We start from the raw sequence: 22,211 nt of genomic DNA on the forward strand, positions 1-22,211 counted from the left end.
GAGGAGCCCTCCGTGATTCCGACCGACGGCCGGCACGCGCGCCGACGATCGCCCTGGCCCATCGCCGTGGGAGCGGGAATCCTCGCGGTGGTCCTGGTGGCGGGCATCATGGTCTACGCCTCGATGCGCTCGAAGTCCCGCGAGGGGTTCTCCGGCAGCGACGTGGCCACGGCCCAGCCCGAGGCGCCCGCCCCCACGCTGGAGGCGCCGCCCGCGCTCGACGCCTGGCCGCGCTGGGGCGTCACCCACACCCAGTACAGCGCGGACAACGAGCCCGAAGAGGTCGTCGAGCAGGCGAGGGGCGTGCTCGGGCGGGTGCCGATGCTGCAGAACCAGCACATCATGGGCTGGGGAGTGGGCAACCCGGAGCCGAGCCCCGGCCGGTTCAGCTTCCGCGACCTCGACCGGCGGCTGACGTTCATGTCCTCGGCGCGGGCGGTCCCGGTCATCACGCTGTGCTGCGCGCCCGACTGGATGAAGGGCGGGCAGGCCGGCCGCACCGACTGGAGCAAGAACCACACGGTCGCGCCCGAGCCCGAGCACTTCGACGACTTCGCCGCGCTGGCGGCGCGGGTGGCCAAGCAGTACCCGACGGTCAAGCACTACATGGTGTGGAACGAGTTCAAGGGCTTCTGGGACCCGACCACCAACAAGTGGGACGCCCGCGGCTACACCGAGATGTACAACAAGGTCTACGACGCGCTGAAGAAGGTCGACAAGGACATCCAGGTCGGCGGGCCGTACATGTCGATCAGCAGCAGCACGAGAGCGGACGCCCGCTCCGAGCTGAGCGGCCCGTGGGGCACGGTGGACCAGCGGGCGCTCGACGCGATCAGATACTGGCTCCAGCACAAGAAGGGCGCCGACTTCATCGTCGTGGACGGCGCCTCGATGACGACCGAGAAGGGGAACGTTCCCGACGACTTCGCCGCGCTCGGCAAGTTCAGCGCGATCACCGGCTGGCTGCGGCAGCAGAGCGGCGACCTGCCGGTGTGGTGGGCCGAGTGGTACGTCGAGCCGGAGAACTCCGGCTGGAGCGAGGACAAGCGCACGGCGGTCCAGGCCGCGGCGCTCATGGAGTTCGCGCGCAGCGGCGTGACGACGGCCCTCTACTGGAACCCGCAGCAGAAGGACGAGGGCGAGTGCCCCGGCTGCCTGTGGGCGCCCAAGGTGGGCGGCGAGCTGCCGATGGCGGGGCTGCTGAGCGGCTTCACCCGATGGTTCCCGAACGGGACCCGCCTGACCGACGTCCAGTCCTCGGACCCGAGGGTGAAGGCGCTCGGCCAGGAACGCCAGGTCGTGATGGTCAACACGACCGGTGAGCAGCTGACCGCCACCGTGGACGGCCGGCAGGTCTCCTTCGCCCCGTACGAGATCAAGTGGGCCGGTCGGGGCGGCGCGTAGGCCCGTCGCTATCGTGAGGCGCGTGCCACAGGAGTCGCGTGACGTCCACTACTCGGTCTCGACCTGGCGGCAGCCGGTCCCGCCGCCGGCCTCGGCCGACCGCGCCCGGCTCGTGGCCGAGCTGGCCGGCCGCGTGCTCGCCCGCGGCTCCGGCCGGCTGCTGGTGGGCCTCGACGGCCTCACCGCGGCCGGCAAGACCAGCTTCGGCCACGAGCTGGCCGCGGAGCTCGCCGCACGTGGCCGTACGGTCCTGCGCGCCACGCTCGACGACTTCAAGCAGCCGTGGAAGGACCGCCACCTGTACGACCGCGAGTCGGGCGAGGGCTACTACCGCAACGCCTACGACTACGACACGCTGAAGCGGGTCCTGCTCGACCCCTTCCGCTCGCCCCGGGCGGCCGAGTGCGCCCTGTGCTCCATCGACCCCCTGACCCAGGTCGACCACTCGGCCACCACGACCCCGCTGACCGCCGACGCGGTGCTCGTCGCCGACGGCGTGTTCGCCTTCCGCCCCGAGCTCGACGCCTACTGGGACTACCGGATCTGGATCGACGTCGACGCCGAGCTCTCGGTCCGCCGCGGCGCCGCCCGCGACCAGGACTGGGCTGGGCCGGCGGCCGAGGCGGTGCACCGCGACCGCTACCTCGTCGCCGCGCGTGTCTACCTCGCCGAGGCCGACCCGCTGGGGCGCGTGGACGCGATCGTCGACAACACCGCCTTCGACCGGCCCCGCCTCATCCGCCCGGCTGCATGACCGTGGAGGTGGGGCGGCGCCAGTACGTCAGGTGCCGCAGCCACCACTCCACCGGCCCGTACCTGTGCCTTCCGAGCCACCACCGGCTGTAGCCGACCTGGGCGGCGAAGACGACGCAGGCGATCAGCACCTCCATCGGCGGGCTGACCCGGTCCATGAGCGCGAAGCCGTACCCGGTGAAGATCAGCGAGCAGATCAGCGACTGCGCCAGGTAGTTGGACAGGGCCATCCGGCCGGGAGCGGCCAGGACGCGGCCGAGGCCCGGCAGGCGCGGCAGCAGCCGCAGGAACGTGGCCGCGTACGCCGCCGCCAGCAGCGGGGCCGTCACCAGGTCCACCGCCTCGCCCCAGAACTTGTGCGCCATGCCGGTCCAGGCCGAGACGGTGTAGAAGAGCGCGCCGGACAGCCCCACGGTGAAGCCGATCCACTGGAGCTTGCGCAGCGCGTTCCAGTGGGCCGTGGGGTCGCGCAGGAGGCCGAGCTTGCCCACCGCGAGCCCGATGAGGCACGCGGCCAGCACCGCCGGCCCCTGGAAGAACACCCGCAGAACGAGGATCAGCGACAGCTTGCGTACGTGCTCCTCGACGATCTGCCCGAACCCGCCGACCAGCGCCGCGTCTGAGCGGGCGGCCTCGGCGGCCGTGTCCGCGACCGTGTGGCTCATGTCGAGCCCGGCCGAGGTCAGGACGGCCAGCAGCACGAACGCCAGCGCGAGCAGCGCCGTCAGCCCGGCGGCCAGCAGGACCGCCGCCCGGGGCGTGATCCGGCGCAGCACCAACAGGGCGACGCCCACCGCCGCGTACGTCGTCAGGATGTCGCCGGGGAACAGCAGCACCGCGTGCGCCAGTCCCAGCACGAACAGCCCGCCGAGCCGGCGGAGGAACATCGGCGTGAAGCGCAGGCTCTTCTGGGCGGCCGAGCCCAGCTGGAGCGTGAAGCTGTAGCCGAACAGGAAGGAGAACAGGAGATAGAACTTGTTCTCCAGGAACAACGTGACCACCCAGCGCACGGCCCAGTCGAGTGGGCCGTTGAACGCCGGTTCCGCCTGCCCGGCCATCCGGTAGCCGGAGGCCAGGAAGGCGATGTTCACGAGGAGGATGCCCAGCAGCGCGAAGCCCCTCAGCGCGTCGACTGAGGCGATCCGCGTGCCTCTACCCATTACGGGTGCTGCGTCCGGGATGGTGGAACGTGCCTGCTGTGATCTCATCACGGGCCATCATTCCGCACATCCTGAGGGTTTCCTGTGAATGAAGTTAGTTATTTGCCGCGATATAGAGGAACCTCTCAATAATCACGGCGAACGCCACCACGAACGAGGGGATCGCCAGGTAGAGCAGCCGCCGCCTGGCCTTCCTCGCCCGGTTCGGGCCGTTGAGCCGGATGACCTCGTACCCGAAGAGGGTGGCCCACGTCAGGCCCAGCGCGGCGATGCCGACCGGGGTCCACGGCGAGGTGGGCTCGCCCCGTGGGGTCTTGTACGGCCTCGGCTCCGGCGTCTCCGTGCCGCGGACGAACTTCTTCCAGGTGTAGAGCGCCGCGTCGGGGTTGGAGTAGACCCGCTTGAGGTCGGGCGAGGCGTCCAGCGCCGCGCGGAACCGCTCGCCCCAGTCCGCCGGGTAGCCCTCGTTGAGCTGCAGGTAGCTCACCTGGCCGCGGCTCACCATCAGGTAGGAGTTGCGCGGCTGCTCCTGCAGCGCCTTGACCGCGTCCGCGATCTGCGTCGGGTCCTTGTGGACCAGCGCCTGCACGTTGAAGCTGACGATCTCGACGTCCCGCTCGCCCCACGGCATGGTGGGCGTCACCTCGCGCCCGAGCTTGGGCACCAGGTAGAGCACGCGGGCGCTCGGCTTGTCGTTGGCGTAGACGTGGTGCAGGGCCTCCACCTCGCCGGTGGTGACCCGCTCGAACTTCTCGTTGCCGTAGCGGGCCATCAGGAACGCGAAGGCGAACAGCACCGCGAAGCAGGCCGCCAGCACCACCGAGAGCTTCTTGGTGAGCTGCGGGTCGAAGCGCACGTTGCGCCTGCGCAGCGGCACGGTCTCCTCGCGCACGTCCGCGCTGTCGGCCGGCAGGTTGGGGAAGAAGGCGTACGCGGCCAGCAGGCACGCCCCCGGCAGCGCGAACATGTAGATGCGCAGGCCGATCTCGCCGCCGTAGCTCTGCAGTCCGAGCGCCAGCACCGGCACGCAGAGCAGGATCAGCGCCGAGCGGTCGAACACCCCGCGCCGCAGCCGCCGCACCAGTCCGGTCGCGGCCAGGCTGAGGATCACCACGAGGATGCCGAGCCGGGCCTGCAGCACCAGGGCGTGCGCCGGGTCGCTGCCCTCGATGCGGTCGCCGGTGTTGCTGCGCAGGTTCTGCAGGATGTTGCCGAGGCCGCCGAAGATCGCGTCGATCTGGCTCGACCAGAAGCCGACCGTCATGTAGCTGATCCAGGCCAGCACCGCCAGCCCGAGGAAGAACGGCAGCGCCCACGTCAGCGACGTCCGCTTGACGATCAGGAACGCCGTCAGCACGCCCAGCATCATGAACGGCGTGATCTGGTGCGAGGCCACCGACGCCAGGAACAGCGCCACCAGCAGCATGAACATGAGCAGCTTGTCGGCGCGGAAGGTCCCCGTGTTGGCCAGCTCGCCCGGCGTCATCGCGTCCAGCCGGCCGATGAGCTTGCGCAGCCCCTTCGGCGGGATCGGCTTGGTGCGCGGCTCCACCCGCCCGAACCAGCGCAGCAGGATCGCCACCCACGCCAGGTAGAGCGCGAACGTGAAGCCCTGGGGCGAGAAGTAGTCCTGGCCGATCCACTGCACCAGCACGAACAGCAGCGCCGCGAACCAGCGCGCCCGCGTCGTCGCCACCACCTGACGCAGGATCAGGACGAACGGCAGCAGATAGAGCAGGTTGGACAGGAGCGGCGTCCACTGGAGGATCGTCGTCATGTCCTCGATGCCGGCCGCCTTCGTGACGAAGGCGAACAACGCGAAGAAGCCCGGCCAGCCCATGCGGGCGTCGATGCTGATCGCCGACTCGCCGGTCCTGCTGATGAACTCCACGAAACCGGCATGGATGTACGCGGTCGGGAACCGCGGTTCCGACGCGACCAGCGCGCCCGCGCCGTGCAGCGCGAACGTGATGGCGGCGATCTGGAACAGCAGCAGGAACTTGCGGTCGGTGCTCTGGGCGACCGTGACGAAGAACGACACGATCATGATCAGGATCGCCAGGAACGCCGTGGGCGGGAGGGCGGAGATCAGCCCCAGGCCGTCGATCTTGGAGGGATCCACGCCACGGAAGGGCCCCGGGGGGACCTTCAGGGCGAGGACGTACATGACCAGGCCCTCCAGCACCAGCAGCACGGGCAGCCACTTGGGCGCACTGGCCACCAACGCCCCGATGCGCCCCATGACGCCACCCTTGGGAGCAGCGGCGGGCGCGGACGCGGCGGCGGGTGCCGGCGCGGCGACGGGCACGGGCTCGACGGCAGGCTCAGGCGCGGCGGCGGGCGCGACAATGGGAGCGGCGGCGGGCGCGGACGCGGCACCGGACTCGGGCGCGCGCTCAGGCGTCGCAGCGGGAGCGGGCGCGGGCGTGGACGCGGGAGTGGGCGCAGGCTCCGCGACGGGAGCCGCCGAGCTCGAACCGTCCTCCGCCTGCGGCCCGCCCGGCGCGTCCGCGCCAAGAGCGACGGACGCCCGCGACACAGCCCGCGTTGCCTCCGCAGCCCCCGCAGCGGTGTCGTCCTCTGGGCCGGGGCCGTCCTCGGCCGTCTCCGGCTCGGAGAGAACGGGCATGGACACCGTTCCGGCGGTCGACAGGTCGGCCGCCTCCTTCGCCGTCGGCGGGCGGCCGATGTGGAGAGCGGAGGGGATGCGGAAAGTGGCGGTCTGATCCGCCGCGCGGTCGTCGTCCCCGTCGTCAGCAGAGGCCTCCCCGTCGGAGACAGCCCCGTCGCCCTTGTCGTCAGCGCGCTCAGCGGGGGCTTCGTCGCCGGCGGGTTCGCCGGAGCTCTGCCCGGGACCGCGGCCGGAAGGTTCCTCGTCGAACGTCAGTCTGGGGATGACCCCCGTAGCGTCCGGGTCGAAGGGCACCTCCGACTCCTCCTTGTCCCCACGCACGTCCGAGGAGCCGCTGTTCACCATTCTCACGCCATCGCCGTCCGGTTGCCTCACGCTGACCATCATGAGGCCCCGGACAACCCCTGGGTGACAGTCTCACGCCCGGTCTCGTCAATTTTGAGAATCTTACGTAGCTTTCCAAAGATCAAAAGAGCCATGAGGAGCTCACTGAGGAGCAGGCCGTACCCCACCGCGTTCACATTAGCGAACGGGAACAGGGCCATCGTGGAGATCAGCACGAGCGCGGCGAGCCCGATCTGCACGGCCGCGAGCGTGCGCGCCTGGCTCTGCGCCCGCAGCGCGCTCAGATACACCTCGATCAGCACCCTCGGCAGCACGGCCAGCGACATGAGCCGCAGCAGCAGCGTGCCCTCCTCGGCGAACTCCGAGCCGAAGATGGTCAGGATGAGCGGCGCGCCCAGGATCACCACGGTGATGATCGGCGTCACGATCATGAACGCCCGCCGCAGCGCCCGCCGGCAGTTCTCGGCGAGCCGCGCCCGGTCGAAGGAGCCCTCGACGGTGAGCGAGACGGCCATGTTCATGGCCAGCAGCTCGATCATGCTCGCCAGCGTGTGGGCCATGGAGAAGCGCCCGAACGTGGCCTCGCCCACCTGCGTGGCGACCACCACGGGCACCAGGTAGACGATCGCCAGGATCGACAGCGTGCCGGGGAAGTCGCCGGCCAGGAACCGCCCGACCTCGCGCAGCTGCGGCGGCTCCTGCGCCGGATCGGCCTGCTTGACGTGCCGCGGCACGACGAAGCCGAAGATCAGCCAGTTGATCGGGATGAGCGCGAGCGCGGTCGGGATCATCCAGGAGACGAAGATCCCGCCCGAGGGCAGCGCGCCCGCCAGCGCGACCAGCAGCCCCATCTTGACCAGGCCGAACACGAGGTTGTTGAACGGCACGATGGTCGCCCGCCGCAGCCCGGTCAGCACCACGTCCTGGAGCGTGAACACCGCCCACACGAGCACGGACCCCAGGAAGAACAGCCCGGGCCCGAACCCGCCGAGCACCTGGTACGTCTGCCCCCACATCGGCAGGGTCAGCAGGAAGCCGAGCGCCGCCACCCCCCCGGTGGCGGCGGCCAGCCCGTACCCCCTGAGGATCAGTTCAGGGGTGCGGCGGCCCGCCACCGGCAGGAAGCGGGCCAGCGCGCCGACGAAGCCGAGCGCGGTCAGCGACGCGAACAGCCGCATCGCGGTGATGACGGCCTGCCCGCGGCCGAACTCCTCGGGCGTGTAGTAGTGCGCGGCGAGCAGCCAGTAGCCCATGCCGAGCACGCCGGTGACGACGGTGTTGGCCATGAGGGCGTAGCCCTGGCGGAACAGCGGGTTGCGCAGGTCGTGGAGGATCCTGGCCCGGACGCTAGACATTTCCGCGCACCCGCCGCAGCCCGTACCTCGTGCGCCGCACGACCGCATATCCCTTGGTGAGGATGCGCTCGCGCAGGTAGATGAGGGGTACGGCGTTGCCTTCGACGGCGCGCTTGAACATGCCGATGGTCTGGCCCTTGCCGACCGTCAGCCGGGGGATGGCGAGGATGTCGTGGCGATCGGCGGCGATCGAGTTGCTGACGGCGCAGGCGGCGAAGTAGCCCGCCTTGCGCACCTCGCGGCGTACGCGGGCGCTGCTGTAGCCGTAGGGGTAGGCCATGGTGGCGACCGGCGCGCCGATCTTCTCCTCCAGCAGGCCCTTGTTCCTGCGCAGCTCCTGGCGCAGCTCGTCGTCGCGGAGCTGGTCGAGCTGGGGGTGGCTGTGGCTGTGGCCGCCGATCTCGATGCCGGTCTGCGCGGCCTCGCGGGCCTGCCCCCAGGACAGCATGGCGTCCAGGGGGCGGCCCGCGGCCTCGGCTCCGGCGTCGGCGACCCAGCCGCTGGTCAGGAAGACCGTGGCGGGGAAGCCGTAACGCTCCAGCAGCGGCAGCGCGTGGGTGTGGAAGTCGGCGTAGCCGTCGTCGAAGGTCAGCACGACCGGCTTGGCCGGCACGCTGTGACCGTCGATCCCGTTGAGCGCGGCCACCAGGTCGCCCAGGGTGAGCGGGGTGAAGCCGGTGCTCTTCAGGTGGTCGAGCTGCTCCTCCAGGTCGCCGGGACGCACCGCGTGCGGTTTGGTCTCGTCGTTGGGAGTGTCCGTGACGGAGTGGTACATAAGGATCGGTACGCGGGTCATGACCGCGCCGCCTTCAATCGCGCGGAGCCGACCACGTAGCCCCAGGTCGTCCAGGCCAGCCCGATGACGATCGCGAACGCCCGGCCGAGCCCGCCGAGGTCACCGCGCAGCGCCTCGCCGAGGCCGCGCAGCGCGCCCAGCGGCAGCGTCTTCATGGCGTGGGCGCGCTCGCTCGACAGCCCGTCCTGGGTGCCGACCTCCTTCGTGACCAGCGCCTTCGACAGCCCTTCCGCGTAGCAGCGCGACCGGAAGTACGCGAACCGCTCCCGCTGCAGGGACACCTTGTGACCGATGAGCGCACGCGGCTCGAACAGCATGACCGAGCCGGGCTTGCGCTGGCTCAGCCGGATGCAGAACTCGGTCTCCTCGCACCCCAGCGGGCGCGACTTGCGCCCCTGCACGTCGCGCCCGATGCCGCTGTGGAAACCGCCCACCTCGGACACGGCGTCGCGCAGGAACGCGGCGTTTCCGCCCATGACGTTACGAATCGGCGCACGCACCGCGGGCATGCCGCGGTAGCTGCAGCCGACCGTCCAGTCGAACTCGTACGGGAACCACCCCGGCCGCCGCCCCGAGGCCCAGATGGGCTCGGTGCGGCCGCCAACGCCCACCACGCCGGGTTCCTGGAAGCCCTCCTCCAAAGCTTCCAGCCATCCCGGGTCGGCGACCGCGTCGTCGTCGAGGAAGGCGACGATCTCGCCTGCCGCGGTCGCGACGCCGGTGTTCTTGCCACCGGACAGCCCCTTGTCGTGGGTGTTCTCCACGACGATGGCCTGCGGGTATTCGCGCTTGAGCTTGAGATGCAGCTCGGGGTTGTGGTCGACCACCAGGATCAGCTCGTATGCCGGGCGTGTCTGGTTCTCGACCGACTCGACTGCCTGCCTGATGTCCTCCCACCGGTCCTCGGTGTAGACGCAGATGACAACAGACGTGTTCACAACAGGCCTCTTAACGGGAAATTACGCGACGCCCCGGTCGGCGGCAGGCCGGGCCGTGGGCTCGGGCTGCGGAGCGCTGGGCTGGCGGCGCCACTCCTTCAGGATGGTCTTGAGCACGCGGAAGCCGTCCCGCACGACGTGCAGGTTGCTTTCACCGTGGATGCGGTTGCGCTCGTGACTGGGCACCTCATGAACCTTAAGCCCAGCCTTGGCCGCACGCACGTTCATCAGCGTCTCGACCTCGAAGCCGTCGCAGTCGAGGTTGAGCACGTCGAGGTGCCGGGCCCAGAAGGCGTTGTAGCCGTAGCACAGGTCGGTGTACTTGGTGTTGTACATCACGTTGACGATGCCGGTGAGGACCTTGTTGCCCAGACGGCGGTTGACCGTCAGGTCGTCGCTGCCGCCACCCGAGGCGTAGCGCGAGCCCTTCACGAAGTCGGCGCCGGTGACCAGCGCGCCCACGAAGTTGATGATCTCGCGGCCGTCGGTGGAGCCGTCGGCGTCGATCATCACGATGATGTCGCTGGTGCAGGCGGCGAAGCCGGCGGCCAGGGCGTCGCCCTTGCCCTTGCCGGTCTGGGTGACCACCTTGACGTTGGGGCGCAGGCGCTTCGCCACGGCCACCGTGTCGTCGGTGGAGTTGCCGTCGACGAGGACGATCTCGTCGATCCACTGCGGGATCGTGGCGAAGACGTGCGGGAGGTTCTCCGCCTCGTTCATCGCCGGCACGACCACGCTCACCGTCGGAGAGATGGCGAGGTGCGGGGTGACGGGCGTGAAGCTGCTGGGCGGAGGCATGGAACGGAGGGGCGAGGTGTGAGCCTTGCCGTTGTGCTTGGTGATCTCGGGACTCATGGCGAGGGATATCCTTCCGTGGCCCTCCCCTGCGAGCCGGCCTGCACCGTTCCCGGGTGCTGCGGAAACGGCGATGCCGGTGAAGGGTGCATCGGAGGTGCCTGTGGAGTGAGGGTGTACGGGATGCCGGACTGCTGGGTGGGAGCGGTCAGCGCGCTCCCGTCGCTTCGTTCGCTACTGCGTTGGGTGACTCCTGTTGCTGCTGCATCGAGGTGCGCACCCGACCGAAGCCCTTGAGGACGCGGTCGGCCGCTCTATAGAGAGACGGCCGGTCAAGGACAATTGTTCGGGCTTTGTTCAAAGGAGTTCGGCCCATCCAGTGCACGGCCGCTGACGCGGACGGCCGTGACACCCGGCCCTCGGCGACATAGAGGGTGCCGCTCTTGAGCCAGTCCTTGTACTCCTTGCCCCCCTTGCCCATGTCCACCATGTGCAGACCCGACTTCGCGGCGGCCTCGGCCATCTGCAGATGGTGGACGATGCCGGGGGAGTAGCGGGCGTACTCGGTGTCGTAGGCGGGGAACCACCCTACAAGCGTGGTCGCCGTACGGAGGCCGAAATGCCCGGCCACCGGTACGTCACCGGCATAGAGCATGGTCAGAACGCCCCCGAAGTCCGATGCGTTCTCGGCATGCATCATCTCGGTCAGCTCGACGATCCACGGCTGGGCGAAGCGGTCCACCCGGCCGGTGCGGCGGTACTGGTCGGACTTCCAGGCCAGCAGGATCCGCAGGACCTCCGGATCGGGCGTGGACCACGCGAAACGCAGCTCGCCCTGCTCGCGGCCGAGCTTGCGTTCCTTGTAGCGAACGGTCTTGAGGTTCTTGGGCGAGTTGGACTTCACCTGCTCCAGCCAGGCGTCGAAGCCCTGGGTGAAGTCCATCACGGGGGCGGGGCGGACGTCCTGCTCGTAGGGAGCGAACGTCGGCTGCCCGGCCACCAGGTGGTCGAAGTCGAACACGCTGAGCTTGCAGGCACGCAGCAGCGCCTTGGCGTCGAGCTTCAGCTCCGGGCTCGCGATCAGGCCGTGGCACGTGGTCAGGAAGCCGCCGAGCGGCTTGCCGATGCCGAAGCTGTGCCGCTCGTACGGGAAGAACCCGGCGACGCGGCCACCGTCGCTGATGACGGCCACCCTCACGTAGTCGCGCAGGCGGTCCATCGCCAGGGCGAACTCGACCGACAGGAACGGGTTGTCCAGACTCGGGTCGGCCTTCTGCAGCTCACGCCATCGGTCGCGCTCGGCCTCGCCGAGCTCTCCCGGCCGAACTACCTGGATTTTCACCTTGCCCTGGCCCCCTGTTCGGTCTGCATGCTCTTCCCCCGGTACAAGACGCGCAGCACGTACATGAACCCGCCCAGGACGGCCACGGTGGCGACACCGGCCCTCGGGGACCAGGCTCCGAACAGGAGCATGGCCTCGGCGAGCAGAACGTTCATGACGAGACTTGCCGCGGCTCCCACCGACAGCGCGGCGAGGGGGTCACGATCGCGCAACAGTCCCACTACCGCCGCTCCTGGCACGACGAGCAGGAACAGGGAGATGAGGAAGGGGCGCAGCGGCGTCTCGATGTCGAACAGCGCCACCGCTGCTCCGGCGACGCAGGCCAGCCCCACCAGCCAGGCGAGGGCCTTGCGGCGTTGCTTGAGCATTTCCTTGACTCTCTCCTGCTCTCAACTGGTCACAGCACGATTGATCGCAGTTCATGGGACCAATCCATGCCCGGACACGTCAATGCCGACGCTTGGCGACGCGCCTCGGTTTACCGGCAGGAAGAGGTTTCTTGTGTGACCTTCGGCACACACTTGAGCAATCTCCGGCCCCGACGCGGTCCCCAAGCACACCAGAATGCCCTATGCGACACAGGATCCACGAGTCGGGGTCCGTTACATCCCCGTTTGTCGAGAAAAATGCAATCTACCGTCCGTACATGCCCGCTTTATTCCCGATTCATGTCATCCGATGTAGAACTCGCCATTCCTGAAGGTGTCGCGACGGGTTCTGTGGGAGTCGGGCCAGGGTCGTGGTCGGGCGGACCCGGGTCGTCGGGCTGGCTGCCGTCCCAGTTCAGCGAGCAGGTCGAGGTGCCGCCGTTCGAGGTGAACGACACCCGCCCGTCGCCCTCCTCCTCGGGGTCCGTCACCGTCACCCGGACCCGTACCGAGCCGCCGGCTTTGATCGACCCGCTCGCGGGGGAGACCTCCAGCCCCTGGGAGGCGGTCGCCACCCAGGACACGGCGGCGCCCCGGGCGCTCAGCCCGATCTGCGCCACGCCGTCGATCGCCTTCGGGCAGGACGCGCCGAGCCGGGGCACAGGGGCGGGGCGGCGGGTGTTCCGCACCGGGGCCCGTCTCGGCGGGGTGGAGGGCAGGGTCGCCGGCCGGGTGGTCGGCCGCGTGGCCGCCGGCCGGTCCTCCGGCGCGGACCGGCGCGAGGCCGACGGGCTCGGCTCCGGCGACGGGGTCACCCCGTCCTGGTCCGGCACCGGCTCCGGGGTCTCGTCGTACGCGGGCGGCTCGGCGGACGCGACGGACGCGGTCGGCGCGGGCGCGAACCGCAGCGAGGTCTTGTCCGCCGCCTCGCCGCCGTTGATCACGACCACCGCGCCGGTGGCGGCCAGCACGCACGCGCCCGCCAGCACCACCGGGGCGAGGCGGCGCGGCCTGCGCCGGCGGGAGCGGCGCTCGCCCGCCACCGGGAAACCGCCCCGGTCGAAGCCCTCACCGCGCTCCAGGATCAGGGTGCGGGCCTGGTCACGCCCGGGGCTCACGCTGGTCTCGATCACCCGGCGGCGCAGGGAGAGCGGCGGGTACCCGACCGGCACCAGGTCGAGCAGCCGCCCCCCGTCCACCTGGCCGCGCCGCCGCTCGCCGCACACCTCGCAGCCGCCGATGTGCCCGGACAGCCGCCGGCGCAGCAGGGGCGTGAGCGGGCCCTCCCAGGAGTCGACCATCGCTGACAGGTCCGGGCAGTGCGCCCGGCCGGTCCTCGCCAGCACCACGGCCGCGACGGCGATCTCCAGGTGGTCGCGGGCCCTGGCCAGCCGGGCCACGGCCTGCCGCGAGGTCAGCGCCAGCACCGCGCCGACCTCGGACGAGGTGAGGCCGTGGCGCAGCGACAGCTCCAGCACCTCGCGGTCGACGCCGGTCAGCTCGCCCAGCGTCTCGTGCACCAGGTCGGCCAGCTCGGGATCGGGCTGCTCGTCGAGGTCGGGCAGCGGCGGGCCCTGCGGCGGCGTGCCGCGGTGCGCCAGCCGGGCTCCGACCTGGGATCTGGTCAGCGCGTACAGCCAGGGTCGCAGCCGGCCCGGCTCCTTCAGCCGCTCGATCCAGCCCTGGGCGCTGACCAGGGCGTCGTGCACGGCGTCGGCCGACAGGTCAGGCTCGCCCGTCAGGCAGTAGGCGTAGTCGTGCAGCCGTTCGCCGTAGGAGTCGAAGAGCGCGGCGGGGGCGTCGGCGTCCGCGCGCCGCAACGCCTCCACCAGGTCGTGGTCAGCGGCGCGATCGACGGTCGGCCATCCAGGCACGGATTCCCTCCCCGCGGGTAGACGGGCCCTTGAGCCCCACGCGGAGAGGACGCGCCCTTGTTCGTGGGGGTTCGCCCGTCATGCCCGATGGGCATGAAACGTCAGCCGTCGCAGTTGGGCGTGCAGAGGCGGCGTTCCATGCCCTGGAGGAAGAAGTCGCGGACCTGGAGGACGTCCTTGGCGATGTACGCCTCGCCGCCCGTGGCCTTCGCCACCGCGTCCATCTGCTGCTTGCCCTTCTCCGCCTCAGGACCGAACGCGATGAGCAGGATGCTGATCGGCCGCTTCGGGTTGTAGGTCTTCTTGAGGTAGTCCAGCAGCCCGGCGTTGGACAGGCCGCCGTCGGGGTCGTCGTTGCCCGCGCCGTCCGTCAGGATCAGCAGCGTGTTGATCTTGTCTTCCTTGTACGTCTTGGTGAGCTGCCCGTAGGCCGCCTTGACCGTGTCGTTCAGCCCGGTGTCGCCGGTGGCCTTGGCCTGCACCTGCGCGAACGTCCTGACCAGCGTCTCCTTGCGCAGCACGCCGTTGATCGACTCGCTGACCGGGCCGACCGACACCAGCTCCCGCCAGTCCTTGCCCTGCCCGTCCAGGTGGGTGGAGAACGTCCACAGCCCGAGCTCCGAGTCGGCGGGGAACAGCGCCAGCCCCTCGGTGGCGATCTTGTTGATGGCCTGCATGCGGGTCATGCCCGTGCCCGGCACCGGCAGCGCCATCGTCCCCGAGACGTCGAGCAGCGTGAGCAGCCGGGTGCCGAGGTTCAGCCGGGACCAGGTCTGCACCATCCGCGTCACGGTCGCCGCGTCCGGCGGGGTCAGCGCCTGCGGCGTCTCCTGCGCGAAGCCCTTCTCCTTCGACAGGTTGTCGCCCGCCTTGCCGTCGGCGCTGCGGAACCCGGCCTCGCGCAGGATCTTCTTGGCCGAGTCGCCGGACAGCTCCTTCTTGAAGCCCGCCGCCGCCTTGAGCGTGGCGGCGTCCTTGGTGAGGACCGTCATCGGATAGTCGAGGCTGAGCGTGCCCTCCTCGGGATAGAGGGCGACGATCGGCGCCTCGGGCTTGCGCGTGTTGTGGACGTAGACCGCCTGCTCGGAGGCCACGCCCACCGGCACCCGGCTGCCCGACTTCACGGTGAGGCTGGCCAGTAGCGCCGAGGAGTCGGAGGCGAGCTGGCCCGACAGCTCCTTGAGCGCTCCCACCAGCGCCTTGTCCTGCTTGGCGGCCTTGGCCGTGCCCGCGGCGGCGAGCAGCGCGGTGAGTCCGGCCGAGTTCTTCTGCGGGTCGAGGGCGAGCACGCGGACCTTCCTGCCCGGCCCGTCCACGTTGGCCACGTTCGCCGCCGTGATCAGGGAGGTCCAGCTCGGCTTGAGCGTGCCCTCCAGCTTCGCCGCGGACGTCTTGGCCGTCGCCAGCACGACGGGGGAGAGCGCGACGGAGCCGTCCGGGCGCGGCAGCGCGTCCCCGCCGCCGGCCGCGCGCATGCTCTCCAGCAGCAGGCTGGAGTCGGCCACCCAGAAGTCCGCACTCGACTTGCCCGCAGCGATCGCGTTGGCGGTCCTGGCCGCCGACTCCTTGGTCACCGTCACGTCCACGCACTTGCTGTCGACGGAGTGCATGGCCTTGTTATAGTTGCCAGCGATCTTGTTGAGCGCCGGCTGGATGTCGGGCGTGGCGACGACGCGCAGCGCGAGCTTGCCGTCCGAGCAGTCGTGGTCGCGGTTGAAGATGACGAACGCGGCCACACCGAGGAGCACCGCCAGCGCCACGGCGCCGGCCAGCGGCACGAGCACGCGGCCCCGGCTGCTGCGCGCTCTGCGGCGCGAGGGGGGTTCGGCGGCCCGGTATCCGCCGTCGAGCTCGTCTGTGCGGTGTCGCCCCACGATGTCCTCTTCGGTGTGTCGTGACCTTCCGGAGACCCTAGCGGGAGTTGCTCCGCAATACTCCGGGAACGATACTCGGTGCGGTCAGTGGTGCAAAACAGCCCTTTTGGTGCGGCGATAACGCATAGTGACCGAACCAAGCCGCTGCGGGACCGGTGACAGGCGGTGCGAGAATCTTCGACCGTACGCGGTCAGTGGCAGCAGGCGTGGCCGCGCCAGGCCCGCGCGCCCTCGCGCACGCCCACGGCCGCGAGCGCCAGCGCCATCGCCGGGTCCGCCCACCACCAGCCCAGCGTGTTGAGCCAGAGCCCGACGAGGACCCCGGCCGCCATCGCGCCGCAGATGAGGTTCTGTGCGCCCTCGCCCGCGGTCGCCGCCGAGCCCAGCCTGCGGCCGAGCCTGCGCTTGACCAGGCCCAGCACCGGCATGCCGATCAGGCTGACGGCCGTCACCACGATGCCGAGCGCGCTCGGCGCCGCCCGCTGCCCCTCGCCCAGGTCGTACGCCACGTGCGCGACGAGATAGGGGGCCAGCAGCCAGAAGCTCACGGCGACCGCCCGCCTGGCCGTGCCCTCGGCGCCCGGCGACAGCGTGCGCGAGCCGGTGAACCGCCACAGCACGATCAGGCTGGCCGCCGCCTCCACCAGTGCGGACAACGCCCAGCCGATGAGCGCGACCGAATGCGCCGCCATCCCGGCCACCAGGCCGAGGGTGCTCTCCACGCCGAGCCAGCCGAGCGTGACCAGGGAGAGCGCGCGGGCCGCGCGGGCGTCGCCCAGCCACTCGGCCGACACCACGGGAAGCTCATGGATCCGCTGCTCAGACATGACGAACCTCCAGGGCCCGGCGACGAAGAGTTACGTACCCGTCACCCTAAGCGAGAACGGCGTCCGGCCCGCCAAAGGATGGTCAAGATCGGCCGATAATGGGAGCGACGAGGGGGAGAAACCGATGCCGTTCACGCCCGCGCACATCGCGGCGGTGCTGCCGCTGGTCTCGGCGGCCCGGGTGCGCCGCTTCGCCGACCCCTGGGCGCTGGCCGTGGGCGCGATGGTGCCCGACCTGCCGATCTTCCTGCCGTTCCTGCCCGACTACACCGACTGGCACTCCTGGACCGGCGTGCTCACCCTCGACCTGGCCGCGGCGGTGCTGCTGGTGGCGCTGTTCCACCACGTCCTGCGCGATCCCCTGACCGCCCTGCTGCCGCCCGCGCTGGCCGGCCGGGCCGCGCTGCTCGCCCCCGCACGGCTCCGCCCGGCGCCCATCCTGGCCGGAGCCCTGATCGGCGCGGCCACCCACGTCGGCTGGGACTCCTTCACCCACTCCACCGGCCCCGCCCTCTGGGGCGGCTGGCTGTCGGTGGAGGTCCTCGGGGTGCTGCCGCTCTTCCGGGTCCTGCAGTACACCTCCTCGGCCGCCGGCCTCGCCGCCGTCGTGTGGTGGGCCTGGCGCGGCCTCGCCCGGATGGCGCCCGCGCCGGTGCCCGAGCGGCTTGCCATCTCCGCCCGCGTACGGGCCGGCGTGCTCGCGGCCTGCGCGGCGGGCGTCGTCGCGGGGGCGCTCGTCTGGCCCCTGGTGGACGAGCCGAACCCGGCGCTCGGCCTGCCCAGCGTGCTCACCAAGACCGGCGCGGGCACCGTCGTCGGCCTGTGCCTGGTCCTCACCTGCCACGCCACGCTCTGGCAGCTCAGGCGCCGCCGCGCCGTCCCTGGCCGCGCCTGACCACTGGCACTATCGAGAGGTGCTTGAGTACGTCACCGACGCCGACGACCCCCGCCTCTCCGACTACACCCGGCTGCGGGACGTCGAGCTGCGCAAGAGCCTGGAGGCCGAGCGCGGCCTCTTCCTCGCCGAGGGCGAGAAGGTCATCAGGCGGGCCATCGGCGCCGGCTACCCCATCCGCTCGGTCCTGACCACCCGCCGCTGGCTCCCCTCACTCGCCGACGTCCTCGGCGACGCCCTCGTGTACGTCGTCGACGACGAGATCATGTCCGGCATCGCCGGCTTCCAGGTCCACCGCGGCGCCCTCGCCTCGATGGAACGCCTCCCGCTGCCGTCCGTGGAGCGCCTGCTGAAGGGCGGGGCCCGCCGCCTGCTGGTGCTGGAGGACCTGGTCGACCACAGCAACATCGGCGCGATCTTCCGCTCCGCGGCGGCGCTCGGGGTCGACGCGGTCATCCTGTCCCCCCGCTGCGCGGACCCCCTCTACCGGCGCGCCGTGAAGGTGTCGATGGGGGCGGTGTTCTCGATCCCGTACGCGCGCATGGACGACTGGTTCGAGGGGCTGTCGCGGCTGCGGGAGGCGGGCTTCCAGACGCTGGCCCTGACGCCGGACCAGAAGGTCACGCCGATCGACACGGTGCAGCTGTCCGACCGGGTGGCGCTGCTCCTGGGCTCCGAGGGAGACGGCCTGTCGTCCCACTGGCTGGAGGAGGCCGACCAGGCGGTGTGCATCCCGATGAGCACGGCGGCGATGGCGGCCGGCGTCGATTCACTCAACGTGGTGGCCGCGGCCGCCATCGCCTGCCACGGCCTCATGCGGAACGGCGGCCAGGCGTAGCTCGATCCGATGAGACATTGACCTTGCCGCCGCCGGCAACGCTGGACGATGACGGCATGGACATCGGATCGGCCGGGCAACAGGCCGTGCCTTTGCCGCGGAGGGTGTGTCGAACCGCTCAAGGAGACAGCAGCCGGGCACGATGCCCAGCTATGGAGCTAGCCGCGCACGAGACCGAGGTTCGACTGCCGCAGAGCAGAGCCCCTGCTCGGTCAACCGCCGGCAAGGAGGCCGGTCGGGCAGGGGCTCTTCACCTCGGCACGCCGAATCAAGTGACAAGCTGAACTCTGCGCAGCGTCTCGGCCGCGTTCGTGCCACGCTCGATCTTCGCGAGCACGGCTTCCATGATGCTCGTGTACACGTTCGGTCCCGTTTCTTCGGGCCCCAGGACGTGGGCCATTTCCAGGCGGTCCCCCACGGCGAGAGCCGCTACGAGCGGCACGCGTTTGAGGGCACGGTCGACGGTGGCCGCGAACTCTGCGCCCTCGGCTGCCGTCAGCTCCGCGATCTGATCTTCGGTCACCTCGACGTAGGCCCAGACATTGATGTCCCAGGCATGACCCTCGACGCAGTCGAAGAGAAACATGTGGCCCTGCTGCTCGATGAGCCCGCAGGTCGGCCGGTCGTGCTTGTCGTACACCGCGATGACCTTGGAGGTCTCGGAGGGCTCCCAGGGCTTCGCGCCGAACTGGAGATGTACCAGCTCAGGCATCGCCGTCCTCCATCCAAACCGGTTGGCCAAAGCACTCACTAAAGCGCACCGTCGTGCATGCTCGCGCTTCGCCGGCCGCGGTACATCAGGTCAACCATCTCTTTGACGCTGCGCTCACCGATGGTGAGGGACAGGCCCTTCTCCCCGATACGAAGCTGACTTCGGAAGGGGAAGATGCAGAACCCCGGGTTGAGTCTGTTGCCGAACTGGGTCAGAACGGCATCATCCGAGAGCTCGTCACGTGACGGCCGGGTATTGGGCGAGCGACGCGCTGGCATAACTGACCATCATGCCCGGCAACCCCGACAGACACGGGGCTTCCGGCGGATCCACGTCTGCACTCGCCGGCTCGAACGGGTTTAGGCGGCTCACACGGGGCACGGGCAGACGGCGTCGTCGAGGAGAGGATGAGATGCACGCCGTAGAGAAAACGCTGTCGCTCGGAATGGGCATGCTCAGCGCCGCGCTGGCCGCCGCGCTGTTCAAGCGGGTGTGGACGATGGCGTCGGGGGAGGAGGACGCGCCGGACGCCGACGACCTGGAGCGCGGCTGGACGGAGATCCTGGTCGCCGCCGCGCTGCAGGGCGCGATCTTCGGCCTGGTCAAGGCCGCGGTGCACCGCGCGGGCGCGCAGACCTTCCACCGCCGGGCGGTGAGGAACGGCGCGAAGGGGTGATGCCCGGTCAGGGGTGGCCGGGCATCCAGTCGGGGTAGTTGTCGATGTCGTACGTGACCGGCCTGCTCTCGATCGGGCCGGTATGGCCTGCCGACCTGATCAGCGCCTCCATCGCGGGGGCGTGCGCGTCCGTGGTGATCAGGGTGAGCCGCCAGGCGGACGTCTCGGCGGATGAGGAGGGGGCCGGCGCCTCGTCGATGTCGATGGAGGTGGCGAGATCCGCCCCCAGGATCTCGTGCGCCAGAACTGCCGCCTTCTCGTGGCCTTCGACCGTGGTACGGACCTCGATGAATGCCGCCATCGGTTTTCCTTTGTCCAGGGGGAGGCCCACCCTACCTGTGGAGCGCACGAAGCGAACGGGGTTCGGCATATGCTGCTCCCTGTGACTCCGCCATGACGGTGGGTGACAGGGAGGGCTCATGGACCTGGGGTGGATCATCGTGACGGCGGTCGGGACGAGCGCCCCGCCCGCTGCTCCGCCGGCCGCGCTGACCTGCGCGGTCGCGACCCCGGCCGCCCGGCCGCTGAGCTTCACGCCGAGCGTCGGGCTGACGCCCCACCCGGTCACCGTGCGCGGCAACCTCCAGCTCACCGGCTGTGTCTCGCCGGATGGCTCGGCCTCCGCCCTGCGGTCCGGCTGGGTGTCCCTGCGCGTCACCGCCGACGCCTCCTGCACCAGCACCGCCCGCGTACGCGGCCGCGCGACCGTCGTCTGGTTCGGCTGGGACGGCCGTCCCCTCGGCACCTCCACGATCAGCGGCGGCCCGGGCAGCCTGGCCACCCATCGGCCCGCCGACAGCCTGCTGTCCGGCACGGTGACCTACGGTCCGCTCAAGGGCCGCCGGGCGAGCGGCGGCCTGACGCCCGGCGCGGGTCTCATCTCCTGCGCCACCGACGGGCTGAGCCGCCTGTCCGGCACCGGGACGATGAGGTTCGGCTGATCAGCCTGCCGCGATCCGCCTTTCCGCGTAGTCGAGCAGCCGCTCGGCCGTGCTGAAGCGGCGGTCCTTGCCGTCGTGCAGCAGCGCGCCCACGATCTGGACGCCGTTCCGCTCGGCGGCGAACAGCAGGCAGTAGCCCGCCGCCCTGGTGTAGCCGGTCTTGACGCCCAGCACGCCCGCGGAGCGGGAGAGCAGTTCGTTGGAGTTGCGCCAGGTGTGCGCCCGGTGCGCGGCGGTCTTGCCGACCTTGTACGTCCTCGCCCCCACCATGGCCTGGAAGGTGCTGTTCGCGAGCGCCCGCTGCGCCAGCTTGACCTGGTCGGCGGCGGTCGAGTAGCCGCCGTTGCCCGGCGTGGGCATGCCGTCGGCGTTGGTGTAGCGGGTGTCGGCCAGGCCGAGGGCGCGGGCGGTGCGGTTCATCTTCGCGACGAACGCCGTCTTGCCCGGCCCGTAGCGCCGGGCCAGGGCGCTGGCCGCGTCGGCGCCCGACGGCAGCAGCAGCCCGTGGAGCAGGTCCTTGACCGTGAGGCGTTCGCCCGCGCGCAGCCCGGCCGTGGTGGCGCCGTCTCTGACGGCGTCCTTCACGTCGGACTCGGTGACGGTGATCGTGTCGGTGAGCCGGGCCTCGCGTAGCACGACGTACGCGGTCATGACCTTGACCAGGCTGGCGACCGGCACCCGGCGGGTCTGCCGCTTGCCGAAGTGGATCGTTCCCGACGAGTCGACCACGTACGCCTCGGCCGCCTTCACCGTGGGAGCGTCGGCCGCCACGGCTGGGGTGGCGAAGCCGACAAGCACGGCGAGCGCGGCAGAGCCCATCAATCCCGCAATACGCATGCCAAACATGGTGGCAGGAGATCAAGAGTTCGTTTGCCTAGCTTCGCCATAAAGCCCCATTGAGTGGGGGTAAATGAATGCTAGATCGAAGGAGGGACAGCCGTGGCGGGCAGGTTCATCATCACCGAGGACGGGCGGGGCGGTTACCGGTTCGCGCTGGTCGCGGGCAACGGGCAGACGCTGGCGGTGGGCGAGGGCTTCACCAGCAAGGCCGCCTGCGTGAACGGCATCGAGACCGTACGGAGAAGCGCCCCGGAGGCCGTCATCGACGACCGCAGCCACGCGCAGACCTAGGCGGGCACGGGCTTTTCGTCCGCCGTGGAGCGCCGTCGCCTCCTGCGCCACATCACGAACCCGGCCACCGCGCCGACGACCAGCACGGCCACGGCCGCCGCGGCGACGGGCGAGTGCGAGGCGAGTTGCACGTAGCCCCAGAGGGCCGCCGCGCCGCCGAACCACCACAGCGGCGCCCAGGTCAGGCAGCCGAGCGCGCTCGCGACGACGTACCAGGGGTAGGAGACCCGCAGGGCGCCGGCCACCCAGGGCAGGGTGTGGCGCAGCCCCGGCACCCAGAAGCACCCGTAGACGGCGAGCGCCCCGCACTTCTCGACGACCCGCTCGACCGCCTCGATGCGGGCCCGGCCCACCTTGCGCCCGATGCGCGAGTCGTAGAGCTTCTCGCCGAGCCTGCGGCCGACCCAGTAGTAGACCTGGAACGCGCCGAACAGGGCGATGATGAGGACGACGCCCACCAGCCAGTAGGGCAGGTTGAGCCAGTAGGGCGTGTCGGGGGCGGGAACGGCGATCATCGCGGCCGACATGTCCCGGCTCACCACCCTCCACTAATCG

The 22,211-nt window shown here is 70.5% G+C and carries 22 protein-coding genes; 7 read left to right on the plus strand and 15 right to left on the minus strand.

Translation table 11 applies throughout. From position 1 onward, the window contains the following. Nucleotides 1–12: 12 nt before the first annotated feature. The gene (locus tag SMD20_RS39085; RefSeq protein WP_329590900.1) at nucleotides 13–1,404 is read left to right on the plus strand and encodes a GH39 family glycosyl hydrolase; all 1,392 of its coding nucleotides are present in this window, start codon (nucleotides 13–15) and stop codon (nucleotides 1,402–1,404) included. Between the two features lie 22 nt (nucleotides 1,405–1,426). Then, on the plus strand, nucleotides 1,427–2,158 hold the full coding sequence (locus SMD20_RS39090) for a uridine kinase (RefSeq protein ID WP_329590902.1): 732 nt from the start codon (nucleotides 1,427–1,429) through the stop codon (nucleotides 2,156–2,158). Here the strand turns inward: SMD20_RS39090 and SMD20_RS39095 are convergent. From SMD20_RS39095 to SMD20_RS39145, 11 genes are all read right to left on the minus strand, one after another. Continuing rightward, nucleotides 2,139–3,317 (minus strand): DUF418 domain-containing protein, encoded by a 1,179-nt coding sequence (locus tag SMD20_RS39095; protein WP_329590904.1) that lies wholly within the window; start codon nucleotides 3,315–3,317, stop codon nucleotides 2,139–2,141. The genes SMD20_RS39090 and SMD20_RS39095 overlap by 20 nt on opposite strands. 94 nt (nucleotides 3,318–3,411) lie before the next feature. Beyond that, entirely contained in the window at nucleotides 3,412–6,300 is a 2,889-nt protein-coding gene (locus SMD20_RS39100) for a hypothetical protein (protein ID WP_329590906.1), read from the minus strand. 32 nt (nucleotides 6,301–6,332) lie between these two features. After that, on the minus strand, nucleotides 6,333–7,649 hold the full coding sequence (locus SMD20_RS39105; RefSeq protein ID WP_329590907.1) for a lipopolysaccharide biosynthesis protein: 1,317 nt from the start codon (nucleotides 7,647–7,649) through the stop codon (nucleotides 6,333–6,335). Continuing rightward, a complete protein-coding gene (locus SMD20_RS39110; protein WP_329590909.1) occupies nucleotides 7,642–8,445 on the minus strand; it encodes a polysaccharide deacetylase family protein in 804 nt (267 codons plus the stop codon). Before SMD20_RS39110 ends, SMD20_RS39105 begins: the two co-directional genes overlap by 8 nt. Then, complete coding sequence (locus SMD20_RS39115; protein ID WP_329590911.1) at nucleotides 8,442–9,383, minus strand: glycosyltransferase family 2 protein; 942 nt, start codon at nucleotides 9,381–9,383, stop codon at nucleotides 8,442–8,444. Before SMD20_RS39115 ends, SMD20_RS39110 begins: the two co-directional genes overlap by 4 nt. A 21-nt stretch (nucleotides 9,384–9,404) precedes the next feature. Further along, entirely contained in the window at nucleotides 9,405–10,238 is an 834-nt protein-coding gene (locus tag SMD20_RS39120; RefSeq protein WP_329590913.1) for a glycosyltransferase family 2 protein, read from the minus strand. A gap of 148 nt (nucleotides 10,239–10,386) precedes the next feature. Then, nucleotides 10,387–11,520, minus strand: a complete 1,134-nt coding sequence (locus SMD20_RS39125) for a GNAT family N-acetyltransferase (protein WP_329590915.1) — start codon at nucleotides 11,518–11,520, stop codon at nucleotides 10,387–10,389. Beyond that, nucleotides 11,517–11,888, minus strand: coding sequence for a hypothetical protein (locus SMD20_RS39130; RefSeq protein ID WP_091078002.1), 372 nt, complete (start codon nucleotides 11,886–11,888; stop codon nucleotides 11,517–11,519). The genes SMD20_RS39125 and SMD20_RS39130 overlap by 4 nt, the downstream gene beginning before the upstream one ends. Nucleotides 11,889–12,175: 287 nt before the next feature. Beyond that, nucleotides 12,176–13,762, minus strand: coding sequence for an RNA polymerase sigma factor (locus SMD20_RS39135; RefSeq protein ID WP_329590918.1), 1,587 nt, complete (start codon nucleotides 13,760–13,762; stop codon nucleotides 12,176–12,178). A 101-nt stretch (nucleotides 13,763–13,863) separates the two neighbouring features. Further along, nucleotides 13,864–15,636 carry a substrate-binding domain-containing protein gene (locus SMD20_RS39140; RefSeq protein WP_329590920.1) on the minus strand — a complete coding sequence of 591 codons (1,773 nt, stop codon included), beginning with the start codon at nucleotides 15,634–15,636 and terminating at the stop codon, nucleotides 13,864–13,866. A 191-nt stretch (nucleotides 15,637–15,827) separates the two neighbouring features. After that, entirely contained in the window at nucleotides 15,828–16,463 is a 636-nt protein-coding gene (locus SMD20_RS39145) for a cation transporter (protein ID WP_329590922.1), read from the minus strand. A gap of 124 nt (nucleotides 16,464–16,587) precedes the next feature. On the opposite strand from SMD20_RS39145, the gene SMD20_RS39150 reads away from it, so the two are divergent. Then, nucleotides 16,588–17,358: a DUF4184 family protein gene (locus SMD20_RS39150; RefSeq protein ID WP_329590923.1), complete on the plus strand. Its 771-nt coding sequence runs from the start codon at nucleotides 16,588–16,590 to the stop codon at nucleotides 17,356–17,358. 19 nt (nucleotides 17,359–17,377) lie between these two features. Beyond that, entirely contained in the window at nucleotides 17,378–18,196 is an 819-nt protein-coding gene (locus tag SMD20_RS39155; RefSeq protein ID WP_329590925.1) for a TrmH family RNA methyltransferase, read from the plus strand. A gap of 268 nt (nucleotides 18,197–18,464) precedes the next feature. Here SMD20_RS39155 and SMD20_RS39160 read toward each other — a convergent pair whose 3' ends face one another. After that, nucleotides 18,465–18,908: a hypothetical protein gene (locus SMD20_RS39160; RefSeq protein WP_329590926.1), complete on the minus strand. Its 444-nt coding sequence runs from the start codon at nucleotides 18,906–18,908 to the stop codon at nucleotides 18,465–18,467. 412 nt (nucleotides 18,909–19,320) lie between these two features. On the opposite strand from SMD20_RS39160, the gene SMD20_RS39165 reads away from it, so the two are divergent. Beyond that, nucleotides 19,321–19,584 carry a DUF4235 domain-containing protein gene (locus SMD20_RS39165; RefSeq protein ID WP_329590928.1) on the plus strand — a complete coding sequence of 88 codons (264 nt, stop codon included), beginning with the start codon at nucleotides 19,321–19,323 and terminating at the stop codon, nucleotides 19,582–19,584. A gap of 7 nt (nucleotides 19,585–19,591) precedes the next feature. On the opposite strand, the gene SMD20_RS39170 is transcribed toward SMD20_RS39165, so the two are convergent. Beyond that, on the minus strand, nucleotides 19,592–19,885 hold the full coding sequence (locus SMD20_RS39170) for a hypothetical protein (RefSeq protein WP_329590929.1): 294 nt from the start codon (nucleotides 19,883–19,885) through the stop codon (nucleotides 19,592–19,594). Between the two features lie 118 nt (nucleotides 19,886–20,003). Here SMD20_RS39170 and SMD20_RS39175 point away from each other — a divergent pair, with 118 nt between their 5' ends. Beyond that, complete coding sequence (locus SMD20_RS39175) at nucleotides 20,004–20,525, plus strand: hypothetical protein (RefSeq protein ID WP_329590930.1); 522 nt, start codon at nucleotides 20,004–20,006, stop codon at nucleotides 20,523–20,525. Here SMD20_RS39175 and SMD20_RS39180 read toward each other — a convergent pair whose 3' ends face one another. After that, nucleotides 20,526–21,362: a D-alanyl-D-alanine carboxypeptidase family protein gene (locus SMD20_RS39180; RefSeq protein WP_329590932.1), complete on the minus strand. Its 837-nt coding sequence runs from the start codon at nucleotides 21,360–21,362 to the stop codon at nucleotides 20,526–20,528. 102 nt (nucleotides 21,363–21,464) lie between these two features. Here SMD20_RS39180 and SMD20_RS39185 point away from each other — a divergent pair, with 102 nt between their 5' ends. Continuing rightward, complete coding sequence (locus tag SMD20_RS39185; RefSeq protein WP_329590934.1) at nucleotides 21,465–21,656, plus strand: YegP family protein; 192 nt, start codon at nucleotides 21,465–21,467, stop codon at nucleotides 21,654–21,656. Here SMD20_RS39185 and SMD20_RS39190 read toward each other — a convergent pair. Next, nucleotides 21,653–22,195 carry a DedA family protein gene (locus SMD20_RS39190; protein ID WP_329590935.1) on the minus strand — a complete coding sequence of 181 codons (543 nt, stop codon included), beginning with the start codon at nucleotides 22,193–22,195 and terminating at the stop codon, nucleotides 21,653–21,655. The genes SMD20_RS39185 and SMD20_RS39190 overlap by 4 nt on opposite strands. Nucleotides 22,196–22,211 lie beyond the last annotated feature (16 nt).

It is taken from the genome of Nonomuraea sp. LP-02 (genome assembly GCF_036289125.1).
GTDB classification, from domain to species: Bacteria; Actinomycetota; Actinomycetes; order Streptosporangiales; family Streptosporangiaceae; genus Nonomuraea; species Nonomuraea bangladeshensis.

Excerpts from the sequence above, each read along its gene's own strand:
- SMD20_RS39110 (WP_329590909.1), bottom strand. The coding sequence starts at position 8,445 with ATGACCCGCGTACCGATCCTTATGTACCACTCCGTCACGGACACTCCC.
- SMD20_RS39095 (WP_329590904.1), bottom strand. The coding sequence starts at position 3,317 with ATGGGTAGAGGCACGCGGATCGCCTCAGTCGACGCGCTGAGGGGCTTC.
- SMD20_RS39175 (WP_329590930.1), top strand. The coding sequence starts at position 20,004 with ATGGACCTGGGGTGGATCATCGTGACGGCGGTCGGGACGAGCGCCCCG.
- SMD20_RS39160 (WP_329590926.1), bottom strand. The coding sequence starts at position 18,908 with ATGCCTGAGCTGGTACATCTCCAGTTCGGCGCGAAGCCCTGGGAGCCC.
- SMD20_RS39130 (WP_091078002.1), bottom strand. The coding sequence starts at position 11,888 with ATGCTCAAGCAACGCCGCAAGGCCCTCGCCTGGCTGGTGGGGCTGGCC.
- SMD20_RS39120 (WP_329590913.1), bottom strand. The coding sequence starts at position 10,238 with ATGAGTCCCGAGATCACCAAGCACAACGGCAAGGCTCACACCTCGCCC.
- SMD20_RS39170 (WP_329590929.1), bottom strand. The coding sequence starts at position 19,885 with ATGGCGGCATTCATCGAGGTCCGTACCACGGTCGAAGGCCACGAGAAG.
- SMD20_RS39105 (WP_329590907.1), bottom strand. The coding sequence starts at position 7,649 with ATGTCTAGCGTCCGGGCCAGGATCCTCCACGACCTGCGCAACCCGCTG.
- SMD20_RS39150 (WP_329590923.1), top strand. The coding sequence starts at position 16,588 with ATGCCGTTCACGCCCGCGCACATCGCGGCGGTGCTGCCGCTGGTCTCG.
- SMD20_RS39165 (WP_329590928.1), top strand. The coding sequence starts at position 19,321 with ATGCACGCCGTAGAGAAAACGCTGTCGCTCGGAATGGGCATGCTCAGC.
- SMD20_RS39145 (WP_329590922.1), bottom strand. The coding sequence starts at position 16,463 with ATGTCTGAGCAGCGGATCCATGAGCTTCCCGTGGTGTCGGCCGAGTGG.
- SMD20_RS39180 (WP_329590932.1), bottom strand. The coding sequence starts at position 21,362 with ATGCGTATTGCGGGATTGATGGGCTCTGCCGCGCTCGCCGTGCTTGTC.